Annotated in this window: 13 protein-coding genes; 7 read left to right on the forward strand and 6 right to left on the reverse strand. The window is 59.9% G+C overall.

Annotation, left to right across the window (positions count from 1 at the left end):
• Positions 1-43 precede the first annotated feature (43 nt).
• Positions 44-1,534 (reverse strand): guanosine-5'-triphosphate,3'-diphosphate diphosphatase, encoded by a 1,491-nt coding sequence (gppA, locus tag G5533_RS19205; RefSeq protein ID WP_227341662.1) that lies wholly within the window; start codon positions 1,532-1,534, stop codon positions 44-46.
• A gap of 11 nt (positions 1,535-1,545) precedes the next feature.
• Positions 1,546-2,835, reverse strand: a complete 1,290-nt coding sequence (rhlB, locus tag G5533_RS19210) for an ATP-dependent RNA helicase RhlB (RefSeq protein ID WP_005339414.1) — start codon at positions 2,833-2,835, stop codon at positions 1,546-1,548.
• 113 nt (positions 2,836-2,948) lie between these two features.
• Here rhlB and trxA point away from each other — a divergent pair, with 113 nt between their 5' ends.
• The 6 genes from trxA (at position 2,949) to G5533_RS19240 (ending at position 9,426) form a co-directional block, all read left to right on the forward strand.
• Positions 2,949-3,275, forward strand: coding sequence for a thioredoxin TrxA (gene trxA, locus G5533_RS19215; protein ID WP_005339416.1), 327 nt, complete (start codon positions 2,949-2,951; stop codon positions 3,273-3,275).
• Positions 3,276-3,479: 204 nt separating this feature from the next.
• The gene (gene rho, locus G5533_RS19220) at positions 3,480-4,745 is read left to right on the forward strand and encodes a transcription termination factor Rho (RefSeq protein ID WP_005342418.1); all 1,266 of its coding nucleotides are present in this window, start codon (positions 3,480-3,482) and stop codon (positions 4,743-4,745) included.
• Positions 4,746-4,853: 108 nt separating this feature from the next.
• Positions 4,854-5,846 carry a hypothetical protein gene (locus G5533_RS19225; protein ID WP_421207186.1) on the forward strand — a complete coding sequence of 331 codons (993 nt, stop codon included), beginning with the start codon at positions 4,854-4,856 and terminating at the stop codon, positions 5,844-5,846.
• A 33-nt stretch (positions 5,847-5,879) separates the two neighbouring features.
• Positions 5,880-7,349, forward strand: coding sequence for a 4-hydroxy-3-polyprenylbenzoate decarboxylase (gene ubiD / locus G5533_RS19230; protein ID WP_005339421.1), 1,470 nt, complete (start codon positions 5,880-5,882; stop codon positions 7,347-7,349).
• Between the two features lie 146 nt (positions 7,350-7,495).
• Complete coding sequence (fre, locus tag G5533_RS19235; protein ID WP_042054686.1) at positions 7,496-8,194, forward strand: NAD(P)H-flavin reductase; 699 nt, start codon at positions 7,496-7,498, stop codon at positions 8,192-8,194.
• A 218-nt stretch (positions 8,195-8,412) separates the two neighbouring features.
• On the forward strand, positions 8,413-9,426 hold the full coding sequence (locus tag G5533_RS19240; protein ID WP_227341660.1) for a sensor domain-containing diguanylate cyclase: 1,014 nt from the start codon (positions 8,413-8,415) through the stop codon (positions 9,424-9,426).
• Between the two features lie 54 nt (positions 9,427-9,480).
• Here the strand turns inward: G5533_RS19240 and ubiK are convergent, their stop codons facing one another.
• Complete coding sequence (gene ubiK / locus G5533_RS19245; protein ID WP_005339429.1) at positions 9,481-9,738, reverse strand: ubiquinone biosynthesis accessory factor UbiK; 258 nt, start codon at positions 9,736-9,738, stop codon at positions 9,481-9,483.
• Between the two features lie 300 nt (positions 9,739-10,038).
• Here ubiK and G5533_RS19250 point away from each other — a divergent pair, with 300 nt between their 5' ends.
• A complete protein-coding gene (locus G5533_RS19250) occupies positions 10,039-12,483 on the forward strand; it encodes a VolA/Pla-1 family phospholipase (RefSeq protein WP_421255771.1) in 2,445 nt (814 codons plus the stop codon).
• A 66-nt stretch (positions 12,484-12,549) separates the two neighbouring features.
• Here the strand turns inward: G5533_RS19250 and glpG are convergent, their stop codons facing one another.
• The 3 genes from glpG to G5533_RS19265 all read right to left on the reverse strand — a co-directional run bounded on the left by glpG (position 12,550) and on the right by G5533_RS19265 (position 14,527).
• Entirely contained in the window at positions 12,550-13,383 is an 834-nt protein-coding gene (gene glpG, locus G5533_RS19255) for a rhomboid family intramembrane serine protease GlpG (RefSeq protein ID WP_005342430.1), read from the reverse strand.
• Positions 13,380-13,703, reverse strand: coding sequence for a thiosulfate sulfurtransferase GlpE (glpE, locus tag G5533_RS19260; protein WP_421255772.1), 324 nt, complete (start codon positions 13,701-13,703; stop codon positions 13,380-13,382). Before glpE ends, glpG begins: the two co-directional genes overlap by 4 nt.
• Positions 13,704-13,825: 122 nt before the next feature.
• Complete coding sequence (locus G5533_RS19265) at positions 13,826-14,527, reverse strand: ABC transporter ATP-binding protein (protein ID WP_266135508.1); 702 nt, start codon at positions 14,525-14,527, stop codon at positions 13,826-13,828.
• Between the last annotated feature and the right edge of the window lie 7 nt (positions 14,528-14,534).

Here is a 14,534-nt window from a genome sequence, read left to right on the forward strand (position 1 = left end):
AGAGATTTTCGGAACGCCGGGGCACTGATTGGGCGTGGCCCAATCAGGCTTCCAGCAGGCGGGTGGGCCAGCCCATCTTCTGCTGGCGCTCTACCTCGAGGCGCAGCTCGCTGGCGCGCAGGTAGTGCTCGTCCAGCCACCCCTTGGGCAGGGTCAGGGTCAGTGACTCCTCTTCTGCCTGCAGGGTGAAGCTGGGCACTGTGCCCTGGGTACGGCGCATGCAGAGGATCAGCGCGATGCGCAGGATACGGGCCAGCCGGATCGCCTGACGACCGGTGACGGCACCCTGTTTCTCCAGTGGTTCCAGCTTGAATTCGTCCCGCTGGTTGAACAGCAGGGCCGACAACAGCTTCTTTTGCGCGGGAGTAAAGCCCGGCATGTCGATGTTGTCGATGATGTAGGCGGCGTGTTGCGGCGCCTTCTTGTATTCGATACAGAGGCCGATCTCATGCAGCAGGGCGGCATAACGCAAAATCGGGCGACCGTAGCGTTTGGAGAGTCGCCAGGCCGGTTGCAGCTGGTTGAACGCCTCGACGGCGGTATCGCGCACCCGTTCGGCGTGCTCTTTATCCAGCTGATAGCGGCTGATCAGGCTGTCGGCGGTGCGATCCCGGGCATCACAGTCGTGATTGTTGCCAAGCAGACCGTAGATCAGTCCTTCGCGCAGGGCGCCACCCGCCAGCGTCATGCTCTCGATATCGAGGGTTTCGAAGATGGCGATCAGGATGGCAAGGCCGGAGGGGAACACGGTCAGCCGTTCGGCCGCCAGCCCTTCCAGTTGCAGCCGGTCGAGCTTGCCGCAGGCGATGGCCTGACCCATCAGCTCCTGCAACTTCGGCAGGGTGACCCGCTCGCTCTTCCCTTGCGCCAGCATGATCTCTTGCAGCGCCTGTACCGTGCCGGAGGCGCCGACGCAGGTGCGCCAGCCGAGGGCGCGGTAATCTTCCGCCACCTTCTCCAGCACCGTCTTGGCGGCGGCAATCGCCTGCTCGAAACGGGCTTCGGAGAGCTCGCCATCACCGAAGTGATTGTTGAGCCAGGTGACGCAGCCCATGTGCAGGCTGTTGAGCAGTTTTGCTTCGCTATGTTCGCCGATCACCAGTTCGGTACTGGCGCCGCCGATGTCGATCACCAGCCGGTTGCCTTCCCCGGCAGAGGTCCAGGAGACCCCTTCATAGATGGTCTTGGCCTCTTCCTCGCCCGAGATGATCTCGATGCTGTGGTTGAGCACCCGTTCCGCTTCGCTGAGGAACTCGTCGACGTTGGTGGCCAGCCGCAGGGTGGCGGTGCCCACCACCCGGATATTGTCGGCCGGAATGTCCTGCAATTGTTCGGAGAAGAGACGCAAACAGTCCCAGCCCCGCTCCATGGCGGCACGGCTGAGACGAAATTCCGGATCAAGCCCTGCTGCGAGGCGAACCTTGCGCTTTACCTTGGCGACGGTGCGCAGGGCACCGGCGACCTCGCGCACCACCAGCATATGAAAGCTGTTGGAGCCGAGGTCGATGGCGGCATAGAGAGGCGAGTTGTGCAACGGGCCTGTCCTTAGCTCTTGCGCGGCGGACGACGACGGTTGTTGCTGTTGCCACCGCCCTGACGATCCCGCATGTTGCGGTTCACCGGCTGACGGTTGCGGAACACCCGTTTCGGCGGGGTCACGTCATCCAGCAGCGCTTCGCGATCATATTTGCTGACCGGAATTGCGTGGTGGATGTACTCCTCGATGGCCGGCAGGTTGAAGGCATAGTCTTCACAGGCCAGGCTGATTGAGTGACCGCTCTTGCCGGCACGACCGGTACGACCGATGCGGTGTACATAGTCTTCAGCGTCGTCGGGCAGGTCATAGTTGAAGACGTGGGTCACGTCAGGGATGTGCAGACCACGGGCGGCCACGTCGGTGGCGACCAGAATATCGAGCGCACCCTTGGTGAAATCCTCGAGGATCTTCATCCGTTTCTTCTGCGGCACATCACCGGTCAGCAGACCGACGCGGTGGCCGTCATTCTCCAGCCAGGCATGGACGTCTTCACAGACATGCTTGGTGTTGGCGAAGACGATGGCTTTTTCCGGCCACTCCTCTTCCATCAGGGAGAGCAGCAGCAACATCTTGTCTTCATTGGAGGGGTAGAACAGCTCCTCCTTGATCCGCACGCCGGTCATCTGCTCCGGCTCGACCTGCACATGTTCCGGGTGGTTCATGTGTTCGTATGCCAACTCCTGCACACGCAGGGAGAGGGTGGCGGAGAACAGCATGCTCAGACGCTCGGTCGCGGGCGGCATGCGGCGGAACAGGAAGCGGATGTCCTTGATGAAGCCCAGATCGAACATGCGATCTGCTTCGTCCAGTACCACGACCTGAATGTTGCTCAGATCGATGACCTTGGACTTGAAGTAGTCGATGATGCGGCCTGTGGTGCCGATCAGGATGTCGACGCCCTGCTCCAGCACGGCCAGCTGCTTGTCGTAACCTTCGCCGCCGTAGGCGAGGCCGAGTTTCAGGCCGGTAGAAGCGGCGATGCTGTCGGCATCGTTATAGATCTGTACTGCCAGTTCCCGGGTGGGTGCCATGATGATGGCTCTGGGTTGGTTAACCAGACGGGGCTTGGTCAGCGGGTGAGTCAGCAAATAGTTGAATGTCGCGGCCAGGAAGGCAATGGTCTTGCCGGTTCCTGTCTGGGCCTGACCGGCGAGGTCATGGCCCTCTACCAGCAGTGGCAGGGAGAGTGCCTGGATGGGGGTGCAATAGTGAAATCCCTTTGATTCCAGACCAGCCAGAACTTCGGGTTCGAGGCCCATTTGGGCGAATTTGTCGGTCGTTAAGTGTGTTTTGCTCATGGCGGTAGGTTATCAGGTTAGGCTTGCAATAATAAACAGGATCATTTCAAATAGGGCAACTATTGCCTTTATTGACGAGTCAATAAAGCCTTATTTACTGACTGGAGTTGGAGATGAGTGACAAGATTGTTCAGCTGAGCGATGCCAGCTTCGAGGCAGATGTAATCAAAGCCGATGGCGCCGTTCTGGTCGACTTCTGGGCCGAGTGGTGTGGTCCGTGCAAGATGATTGCCCCGATCCTGGAAGAAGTTGCCCAAGAGTACGAAGGTCGCGTGACCGTAGCCAAACTGAACATCGACCATAACTCTGATACTCCGCCCAAGTACGGCATTCGTGGTATCCCGACCCTCTTGCTGTTCAAGAATGGCGAAGTGGCAGCGACCAAGGTCGGTGCACTGTCCAAGACTCAGCTGAAAGAGTTCCTGGACGGCAACCTGTAATAATTAAAGAGGAGCGCATTGCAATAATGCGCTCCTTGTGTTTTATCACCTAGACGCTCATCCCGATTGGTGCTAGTTTATCGCTCGTTTGCTAACCTTTTTGCCTGACTCTTTGCTAACCACAGCCTGGCAATCAAATCCGATCAGCATCAATCCAGCAGACTGTCTCCTCATTTCAATCCTTGCTTACAGACTTTCACCACTATGAATCTGACTGAATTAAAGAACACTCCTGTGTCCGAGCTGGTCAAGCTTGGCGAATCCATGGGGTTGGAAAATCTGGCTCGGGCGCACAAGAAAGATATTATTTTTGCAATCCTCAAGGCGCACGCCAAGGGTGGTGAAGATATCTTTGGCGACGGTGTGCTGGAAATCCTGACCGATGGTTTCGGCTTCCTGCGCAGTGCAGACGGCTCCTATCTGGCAGGCCCTGACGATATCTACGTCTCCCCGAGCCAGATCCGCCGCTTCAACCTGCGTACCGGCGATACCATCTCCGGCAAGATCCGGCCACCGAAAGAGGGCGAACGCTACTTCGCACTGCTCAAGGTCAATGAGGTCAACTACGACCGTCCGGAAAACTCCCGCAACAAGATCCTGTTTGAAAACCTTACCCCCCTGCATGCCAACGAACGTCTGCGCATGGAACGGGGTAATGGCTCTACCGAAGATATCACCGCCCGTGTACTGGACCTGGCTTCCCCCATCGGTAAAGGCCAGCGTGGCCTGATCGTGGCGCCGCCCAAGGCCGGTAAGACCATGCTGCTGCAGAACATCGCCCAGAGCATCGCCTACAACCACCCGGACTGTGAACTGATCGTTCTGCTGATCGACGAGCGTCCGGAAGAGGTGACCGAGATGCAGCGGATGGTGAAAGGTGAAGTGATCGCTTCCACCTTTGACGAGCCTGCTTCCCGTCACGTTCAGGTTGCCGAAATGGTGATCGAGAAGGCCAAGCGTCTGGTCGAGCACAAGAAAGATGTGGTGATCCTGCTGGACTCCATCACCCGTCTGGCTCGCGCCTACAACACCGTTATCCCGTCATCCGGCAAGGTACTGACCGGTGGTGTGGACGCCAACGCCCTGCACCGTCCCAAGCGCTTCTTCGGCGCCGCGCGTAATGTTGAAGAGGGCGGCAGCCTGACCATCATCGCCACCGCGCTGATCGATACCGGCTCCAAGATGGATGAAGTCATCTACGAAGAGTTCAAGGGTACCGGCAACATGGAACTGCACCTCTCGCGCAAGATTGCCGAGAAGCGTGTCTACCCGGCCATCGACATCACCCGCTCCGGCACCCGCAAGGAAGAGCTGCTGACCACTGGTGACGAGCTGCAGAAGATGTGGATCCTGCGCAAGATTGTCCACCCGATGGGCGAGATCGACGGTATCGAGTTCCTCATCGACAAGCTGGCGATGACCAAGACCAACGACGAGTTCTTCGACGCCATGCGGCGCCAGCAGAAGTAAGTCCGGTCAGAAAATGACGAAACCGCGGCCCTGGTCGCGGTTTTTGTTTATCTGTTTTCCGGTTGCCCTAGTAGTATGAGATCCCGATGTCGCATGGATGGAGACGTCATGAAGCCTGTTGTCTGGTTATTGCTGGGATTGCTGAGTGCAATGCCAGTCTGTGCGCAGAGTGCTCCGGCTACGGTGACAGCCGAGACGCTGCAGACGCATCGGCACTATCTGGCGAGCCGTCTGCAGCAAGGACAATTTGCCGCCATCGACTCTCTGCTGGCGACCCTGAGCCGCGAGCAGCGGGAGTTCCTGCTGTTGCAGCTGCTGCGGGATATTCCGGTTACCGCTCCTGCGTCCCCCGCGTTGCAACGCTGGGTCGAGGCACAGGCCGACAAGGCTCCAGAGTGGCTGCAGGAGCAGCAGGTAGACGGTTTTCTGGTGCAGCAACCTGTCTACGATTTTGCCGCGCAGGCCCGTCAGTTGCTGGGCGAATGGCAACTGCACTCATTGGTGCAGCGTTATCAGCAGCAACTTGCCCAGGGCAACTTCCAGCTAAAGTCCATCTACTACAGCAGTAACCCCGATATTGCCATGCAGCAGCAAGCTCTGTTGCTGGCCCTCGACGCCTTGCCGCAATCGATCTGGATGCGGGAGGCGCAAGCGCTGGCCAGCCGGAATATCTATCTGCCCGACAATCAGCTGTTGCTCCATCTGCTGCTGCGCACAGGTGAACCGGCGCTCTATGGCATGTTGTGGCGGCGGCCGGCAGATCAGGATGCGCTGCGCGCACTCGCCACCATCAACCGCTTCCATCATGGCAATACGGCCAGCTCCCTGCTGATTGCCGCCAGCGGCAATCCCGGTTTGAGAGAGCCGGCCCTGCGCCAGCTGAGCGCCCTCTCTCCTTTGCCGCCACAAGCCCAGAAATACCTGCTGGCCGAGCTCTCCAACCGCCAATACGGGGCGCTGGTGGCCGGTCTATTGATGGAGGTGGATGAACCCCAGTTGCTCTCCGGCCTTGCCAGACGCCTCGGCCAGCGTGATCTCCCCCCCGCAGCACCGAGTCTGCTGCCTGATTCGGGTACACCCGATGGGCAGCCAGGGTTATAATGCGTGACCTCCTGAACCCGGTTGGGAACTTGCATGAAATACAAGGATTTGCGTGATTTCATCGCGCAGCTGGAACAAAACGGACAACTCAAGCGCATCACCCGCGAGATAGACCCCTATCTGGAGATGACCGAGATCAGCGATCGCACCCTGCGTGCGGGTGGCCCGGCTCTGCTGTTCGAAAATCCCAAAGGCTACACCATGCCGGTGCTGACCAATTTGTTCGGCACCCCGGATCGGGTTGCCATGGGCATGGGGCAGCCCGATGTGGGCGCTCTGCGTCAGGTCGGGGTCTGGCTCTCCTATCTCAAGGAGCCCGAGCCGCCCAAGGGATTCAAGGAGCTGATGGAGAAGCTGCCGATCTTCAAGCAGGTGCTCAACATGCCGACCAAGCGCCTCTCTTCCGCCCCCTGCCAGCAGGTGGTGCAGGAGGGAGATGCGGTCGATCTCGACCAGATCCCGATCCAGCACTGCTGGCCCGGCGATGTGGCGCCGCTGGTCACCTGGGGCCTCACCATCACCCGCGGCCCCTACAAGAAGCGCCAGAACCTCGGCATCTATCGCCAGCAGAAGATCGCCAAAAACAAGCTGATCATGCGCTGGCTGGATCATCGTGGCGGTGCCATCGATTTTCGCGAGTGGCAGGAGGCCCACCCGGGCGAGCGATTCCCGGTGGTGGTGGCACTCGGTGCCGATCCGGCGACCATTCTCGGCGCGGTGACGCCGGTGCCGGATACTCTCTCCGAATATGCCTTTGCCGGTCTGCTGCGCGGCAGCCGTACCGAGGTGATCAAGGCCATCAGCTGCGATCTGGAGGTGCCCGCCAGCGCCGAGATCGTGCTGGAAGGCTATCTGGAGCCGGGTGAGATGGCGCCGGAAGGGCCCTATGGCGACCACACCGGTTACTACAACGAGGTGGACGAGTTCCCGGTCTTTACCATCACCCACATCACCAAGCGGCGCGATGCCATCTATCACAGCACCTACACCGGCCGTCCGCCCGATGAACCGGCGGTACTGGGTCTGGCGCTGAACGAGGTGTTCGTGCCGCTGCTGCAGAAGCAGTTCCCCGAGATTGTGGACTTCTATCTGCCGCCGGAGGGGTGCTCCTACCGGATGGCGGTGGTGACCATCAAGAAGCGTTACCCGGGCCACGCCAAGAGGGTGATGCTGGGAGTCTGGTCCTTCCTGCGCCAGTTTATGTACACCAAGTTCGTGGTGGTGTGTGACGATGACGTCAACGCCCGCGACTGGAAGGATGTGATCTGGGCCATCACCACCCGGATGGACCCGGCACGGGACACCACCTTGATCGAGCATACGCCGATCGACTATCTGGACTTCGCCTCGCCGGTCTCCGGCCTCGGCTCCAAAATGGGGCTGGATGCCACCAACAAGTGGCCGGGCGAGACCAATCGGGAGTGGGGTCAGCCCATAGTTCAGGATGAGGCGGTGAAGCAGAAGGTCGATGCCATCTGGGATGAGCTCAATATCCTCGGATGAGGCAAACATGACAGCTTTGCTGCAAAAAGTGATGCGATCCGCATTGATTTGAGTATTCTCGACTGGCGGGGCCAGGGCTGCTGGTCGTCACTCCATAGTGAAACAATGAGCGAAGCGGGCCGAGCGAGCCCGCCACAAGGACAAGAATGCAACGTATCAAATGCCGCGTAGAGGAACTGCGCGAATATGTCGACACCATCTGGCATGTGGCTCTGACGCCGCAGCAAGCGATCAGCTTCAAGCCGGGCCAGTATCTGCTGGTGGTGATGAGCGATTCGGACAAGCGCCCCTTCTCCATCGCCAACTCGCCGACCCGCCCGGGCGTGCTGGAGCTGCAAATTGGTGCCACTCCCGAGAACGCCTATGCCGGTCAGGTGCTGGCCCGCATGCGCGAGCAGGGGGAGATCGAGGTCGAATTGCCGGCTGGCAAGGCGTTCCTGCGCGATGAGTCTCCCCGTCCGCTGATCCTGATGGCGGGCGGCACCGGCTTCTCTTACGCCCGCTCCATTCTGGAATATCTGATCGACACAGGCAGCAAGCGCCCGGTGTTCTTCTACTGGGGGGTGCGTCAGGCTCACTGGCTCTACGAACTGGAGCAGATGCAGCAGTGGGAGCGTGACTATGCGCCGCTCACCTTTATCCCGGTGGTGCAGGAGCCGGATGCTGACTGGACCGGCAAGAGCGGACTGGTGCACAAGGCGATCATGGATGACTTCGTCAGCCTCCACGACTACGACATCTATGTCGCCGGTCGCTTCGAGATGGCGGGGGCCGCGCGTGAGGAGTTCAAGATCCTCGGCGCCGAGCCGGAGCGCATCTTCGGTGACGCCTACGAATTTATCTGACGGGATCCCCGCTTGGATGACGCAGCCCCCGGTTTTGCCGGGGGCTTTTGTTTTTGTGGCTGCCGCAGTACCTGATCGTACCGAATGGTTGGATTATCGCGGCGTTATCCCATTATTTTTCAATATATTGGCTATGAATGGCTACTAATCTGGCTTGGCTGGTGGCATCTTTGTTTGGATTGACAAGAGTATCCATAGAGCAAGCACAAGGAGGCGCAGTGTTAAGCAAAGAGGCAAGGGGGCAACCCGGGTATGATCGGGAGGCACCCTGCGCGACTGAGCTGGCCGCCATGCCGGAACCCTCCTCCGGTGGTGATGCGTTTGCCCGTTTGCAGGCAGAGATCGCCGCTTTGCAGCATGAAAACGGCCTGTTGCAGGAGAAGCTCAATGCCGCCCTCGATGGCACCGGCATCTGTCTCTGGCAGGGCACCATTCCCACCGGCGAACTGCGGGTCTTCAATCTGCAGAACTTTCAGGCTGGCGATATGGCCCCTCATTTCGATCAGTGGAGCGCCAAGCTCCATCCCGACGATCGCGCCCATGCCATGGGCAGCTACTTTGCCCACCTTGAGAGGAAAACGCCCTTCTACGAAGCTGAATACCGCACCATCAGCCCGGCCGGGGAGATCACCTGGCTGTGGGATCGTGGTCGCGTAGTGGAGTGGGATGATGAGGGCAGGCCATTGCGGATCATGGGCTCCCATATCGATATCACCCAGCGCAAGGCTTATGAGCAGCGGCTGGCAGAGCGTGCCAACTGCGATGCGCTCACCGGCCTGCTCAACCGGCAGGGATTTGGCAAGGCGTTCGCTCTACAGCCGCCACAAGGGACGGGGGCACTGCTCTTTATCGATCTGGATGACTTCAAGGGGATCAATGACCAGTTGGGCCACGCTTGTGGTGATCAGGTACTGCAGCAGATGGCGGAGTGGTTGCGTCTCATTATGCCGGGCTCTGCCCTGTGCGGCCGTTACGGCGGTGACGAGTTTGTGGTTTATCTGCATCGTGATGTATCAAACCATGCTCTGGCTCATCTGGCCGATGCCCTGATCTGCCGGATGCATGGTTACGTGCCCAAACCCGGTTGCCCGCAGCGGGTGGGGCTGAGTATCGGCATCGCCCTGTGGGAGGAGCAACCATTGAGCTTCCGACAGGCATTGGAGGTGGCCGACCGGGCCATGTACGAGGCCAAGGCGCGCGGCAAGCGGGCCTGGTATCTGCTTCAGGTGTGATGCTTTTTACAGGTTCAATACAAAGCAAAAACCCCAGCTGAGCTGGGGTTTTCGTTATTCGCCTTTGGCGCCGAGCTGCTGCTCGAGCTGAGCCAGCTTGCTTTCGAGGGCGGCCAGTTTTTCCCGGGTACGCAGCAGCACCTTGGTCTGCACGTCGAACTCTTCACGGCTGACCAGATCCAGCTTGCCCAGCTGCGCTTGCAGTACCTGACGCATCTTCTTCTCGGCCTCTTCACCCATGCTGCGAATGCCGGGTGGCAGGGAGTTGTGCACCTGCTTGGCGATCTCTTCCAGTTTCTTCGGGTCGATCATGATGTCCTCCTTAAGCGTTGGCGGACATTCTACCGACAATTCCCTCACTTTGCCGAGATCGCGGCGGCTTTTTAGTCGTGATGGTGCCCGCTGGCTGGTCGGGTCTGGTTAATCACTCACTGTTGTTACCCTTGCGCCCCTTTGTTGACGTAAAACCTTGATTCTCGCCACAAACCTGAGCAGAAGATGACCAACATGAGTCTCGTTGGTTGTTGGTTTTATGTTAACGTCTTGCAGTCGCGGTCGTGATGGCCTCGTTGGCTGGTGATGGATAACAACCCTATAAAAAGAGAATAAAAAATGAAGAAGAAGCTAATTTATGCAGCTGTTGTCAGCGCTCTGCTGAGCGGATGTGGTGGAGATGACAACAAGGGAGATACTACCAGCTCCCTGGACTATGCCCTGAGTGGAGCCAATGGACTTCGCCCGAGCGTGCTGGCCCCCCGTGCCAGCGACGGTACCCTGAAGTTTTCGACAGAAACTGCTGATCTGTCGAACCCGGTATCTGCCCTCTCCACCCTGGATGGCTGGTCAACCACCCAACCCGTCCAGCTGGTACCGGCGACCGTGACCGGTGTCTCAGTGCCGGCACCGGCAGCCAGCGAGTATGCTTCTGCCGTTGCGCCCCTCTACCTGCTCGAGCTCACGCTGGATCCGGTCACTCTGCAACCCAACGGAGTCAAGGGCGGCAAGCCACTGGTTTATGGGACCGACTTTGTGGTCACTGGCGGGGACGGCAAGCTCAATCTGGTTCCGCTCAAGCCGCTCAATCCCTCTTCTTACTACATGATCGTGGCGACCGACTCCCTCAAGGACAGTCGTGGTACGCCGCTCAAGGCGGGAGGCGATTACAGCAGCTTCAAATCGACAGCTGGCGCAACTACTCAGGAGCAGACCATCAACGGCCTGATCTCGCTGCAGGAAGGTCTGTTCAAAGCGGCCACCGGGATCACCAGCGATCGGGTGATCTTCTCCGACTGGTTTGCCACCCAATCTGGTGCCGATGTGCTGCTGGCAGTGAAAAGTGCCGCCGCTTCGGTGCTGAAGAGCCCGAGCCTGGACGCCGCGGCGCTGTGGAAACAGGATGCCAAGGGCAGCACCAGCCTGCCAGCAACCTATACCATCAACGGTCTTAATGGCGGGGTGGATTTTCTGACCCAGCTGGCGAATGAGCCATTCTTGCCGCAGGAACAGAAAGATGCACTGACTGCCGCCTTTGGTGTTGGTACGCCGCTTAACGGGGTTGCCCAGCTGACCAAGGTTTATACCGGCACCGTCAAGCTCCCTTACTTCCTCTCTACTCCTGCGATAGCCGGCTCCTGGGACAAGGCCAAGACCCAATCCTGGCACGGCGCCATTCCCAGCCTCTATGCCATCGCCAACGCGCTGAAAGCGGGCGATACCGAGGTGATCGGTGGACTGGTCGGAGCGGGCGTGGACCCGGCATTGCTGGGTGAGCTGATCGCCGACCCGAGCCGTCAGAGTGAACTGCTGACCGAGGCGAGCAAGCTGATCGGGGTGACCCTCACCTCCGGTGGCAAGCCGCTGGATACCGAGCGCAATATCGGTCGTTTCAACCCGTTGCCGACTCTGACCGAAGTACAATCGGTACCGCTGCGGATCTTCGCTGCTGCACCGCTCAATACAATTACTGATGTGATCATCTATCAGCACGGGGTTACCTCCATCAAGGAGAACGCCTATGCGCTGGCGCTGGGCCAGATTGGTGCTGGTCTGCAAGTCACACCAACAGCCAAAAATGTCGCTGTGGTAGTGATCGATCATCCGCTGCACGGTGAGCGTGGCTATGCCCTGAGCGGCAGCATGGATACCGTCACCACCTCCGAGAATCCGACTCCCTATCTGAATCTGGGCTATCTGACGGTGGCGCGGGACAACCTGAAACAGAGCGTGGCCGATCTGCTTGGCCTTCGCCTGGCTGTCGGTCTGGCCAATGCCAAGGGGCTGGGTGGCCAATTGGGTGGTGCCGGTCTGAAGGTGCATTTCCTCGGTCACTCACTCGGTGCCATTACCGGGGCCAATCTGCTGGCTGTCGCCAACCAGACCACCGGCAGTGCTCAGGCTGATGCCCTGTTCAAGTTCGATACCGGTGGTCTGGCGATGCCGGGTGGCGGCATCGCGCCGCTGTTGCTCAACTCGCCGAGCTTCGGGCCGACCATCAAGATGAGCGTGCTTACCTCGGGTAGTCCGGCGCTGAAAGCGGGCTTTACCGCCTATGCACCGAATTGCAAAACGGCTGCCGCCACTTGCTTCGTCAACGAGTTCCTGCCCAGTCTGGATGCGGCCACGCAGGCGGGTGCGGCGAGCACCTTGCAGAGCTATACCTTTGCCGCCCAGTCAGTGCTGGACTCTGCGGACCCGATCAATCTGGGCAGTGGCGTCGCCAAGAGCTTCCCGCTGTTCGCCACCGAAATTGTGGGTGATGGCGCCCTCAATCTGCCGGATCAGGTGATCCCCAACAGCATCGCCTCTGCACCGTTGGGTGGCACCGAGCCGCTGTTCCGGGTGCTGGGTTTGCAAGAGCTGAAGGGTTCCGGCGTGCTCCCGGCGGGTCACCATGCTGCGCGCTTCCTGAAAGGGGGCCATAGCTCGCTGCTGGCTCCTGACGAGAACTTCGATCCGGCTGGCGCGGTCACCACCGAGATCCAGACCCAGTTCGCCAGCTTCTTTATGAGTAGCGGTGCGGCGGTCAAGGTAACCGATGACACCCTGATCAAGCAGTAACTGCCTATCGCGTAAAAAAACGCCGCCCTTCGGGGCGGCGTTCTCGTTTCTGCAGTTGCTGAAAAATCAGCCCGGCTGGTGGTTGCGATCCAGCCAGCCTTGCAGCAGGCCGACCAGCAGGCCGGTCAGGTGGGCGATGTTGGCGGTGCTGGTGCCGAGCATGTCGAAGAAGCCGAGCACCATCCAGAACAGCATAAAGCCCATCAGCGCCGGTGGCAGAGTGAGGCCGCAGGCCGGTTGCAGCTTGCTGCGCAGCCAGCAGTAGCCGAGCAGGGCATAGACCACGCCGGAGAGGCCGCCAAACAGCGGGCCGCTGGCAAAAAACTCGGCGATATTGGGCAGGGCGGCGCCCACCAGCAGCAGGATCAGCAGCTTGCCGCTGCCGAGGCGCTGTTCGATCTGGCCGCCGAGATACCACCACCAGAGCAAGTTGAACACCAGATGGAGCACCGAGAAGTGGATCAGGGCGGGGGTGAAATAACGCCATGCCTGCCAGTCGGTGAACTGGGCCAGCGTCGGGTGGAATGCCAGTTCATCGTAGATGGGCAGGCCGATGGCCTCGATCCCGTAGATGGCGAGACAGGCGATGATAACCACCAGCGTCAGTGGCCCCGCCTGATGGAGGAAATCGGTGATGGGGTCCGTCATCCCCTTGCTGTAGTCGATGCGGGCATCGGCGCGGCCGGATTGCCAGGAGGCTTCCATATAGCGCGGGTGGCCCGGCTCGGCCAGAAAGCGCTTCACCTCCAGCTGGGCCTGAGCGAGGCGTTGCTCGTCCGCCAGCCAGATGGTGACCCCCAGCTCGGACTGGGTCAGCTCGCAGGAGATCCCTAGCGTCGCCAGATAGTCCACCAGCGCCTGCGCCATGCGGGCGTTGTCGAGCACCAGCAGCTGGATCATGCCTCGCCTGCCTCGATGGGAAACTCCCTGCGCCACGCCTCGAAGCCGCCATCCAGACTGTAGACCTCGTCATAACCCTGTTGCAGCAGGTATTGGGCCGCCCCTTGACTGCTGTTGCCGTGATAGCACATCACGATGACCGGGGTATCGAAATCCACTTCATTCATAAAGCGCGCCAGGGTGCCATTGGTGAGGTGGAAGGCGCCGACCGCGTGGGCCGCTTCAAAGGATTGCGGGTCGCGAATATCCACCAGACGGGCTTCACCCGCGCTCAGTTTCTGGTGGGCATCATGGGCATTGATATGGGCAAACTGGTCCATCGGGATGTCCTGCGAATAGGTTGATTACGGGCCAGTGTACCGCAAGCTTGGGCGCAAACTAACCCCACAAAAGATAAGGGAGCCAGCGGCTCCCTTGTTGATATGGCATGCGGGTCAGTGGGTTAACCGCCCAGATAGGCCTGCCGCACTGCCGGGTTGGCCAGCAGGGCGGCGCCCGTGTCTTGCAGCACCACGTGGCCGTTCTCCAGCACATAGCCGCGGTCGGCCAGCTTGAGCGCCTGGTTGGCGTTCTGCTCCACCAGAAAGATGGTCATCCCCTTCTGGCGCAACTGCTCTATGGTGTCGAAGATCTGCTGGATGACGATGGGGGCCAGCCCCAGCGAGGGTTCATCCAGCAGCAGCAAACGCGGTTTGCTCATCAGGGCGCGGCCGATGGCCAGCATCTGTTGCTCGCCGCCGGACATGGTGCCTGCCCGCTGTTCCAGCCGTTCGTGCAGGCGCGGAAACAGGGTGAACACCTGATCCAGCAGGCCATGCTGCTCTGCCTTGTCGACGAAGAAGGCGCCCATCAGCAGGTTCTCCTCCACCGTCAGGCGGGCGAAGATGCGGCGTCCCTCCGGCACCACGGCGATATCCTTGCGCATGATGCGGGCGGTGGTGAGGGTGCTGATCTGTTCCCCCTCAAACCAGATGGAGCCGCTGCTGGGCTTGGGTTCACCGCAGAGGGTCATCAGCAGGGTGGTTTTGCCAGCGCCGTTGGCGCCGATCAGGGTGACGATTTCCCCCTCTTTCACCTCGACGCTGACATCGTGCAGTGCCTGAATTTTGCCGTAGTGGGTCGATACGTTGCGAAGTTCTAACATCTTTTTG

Source organism: Aeromonas sp. A600620 (assembly GCF_029479985.1).
In the GTDB taxonomy this organism is placed as follows: Bacteria; Pseudomonadota; Gammaproteobacteria; order Enterobacterales; family Aeromonadaceae; genus Aeromonas; species Aeromonas veronii_A.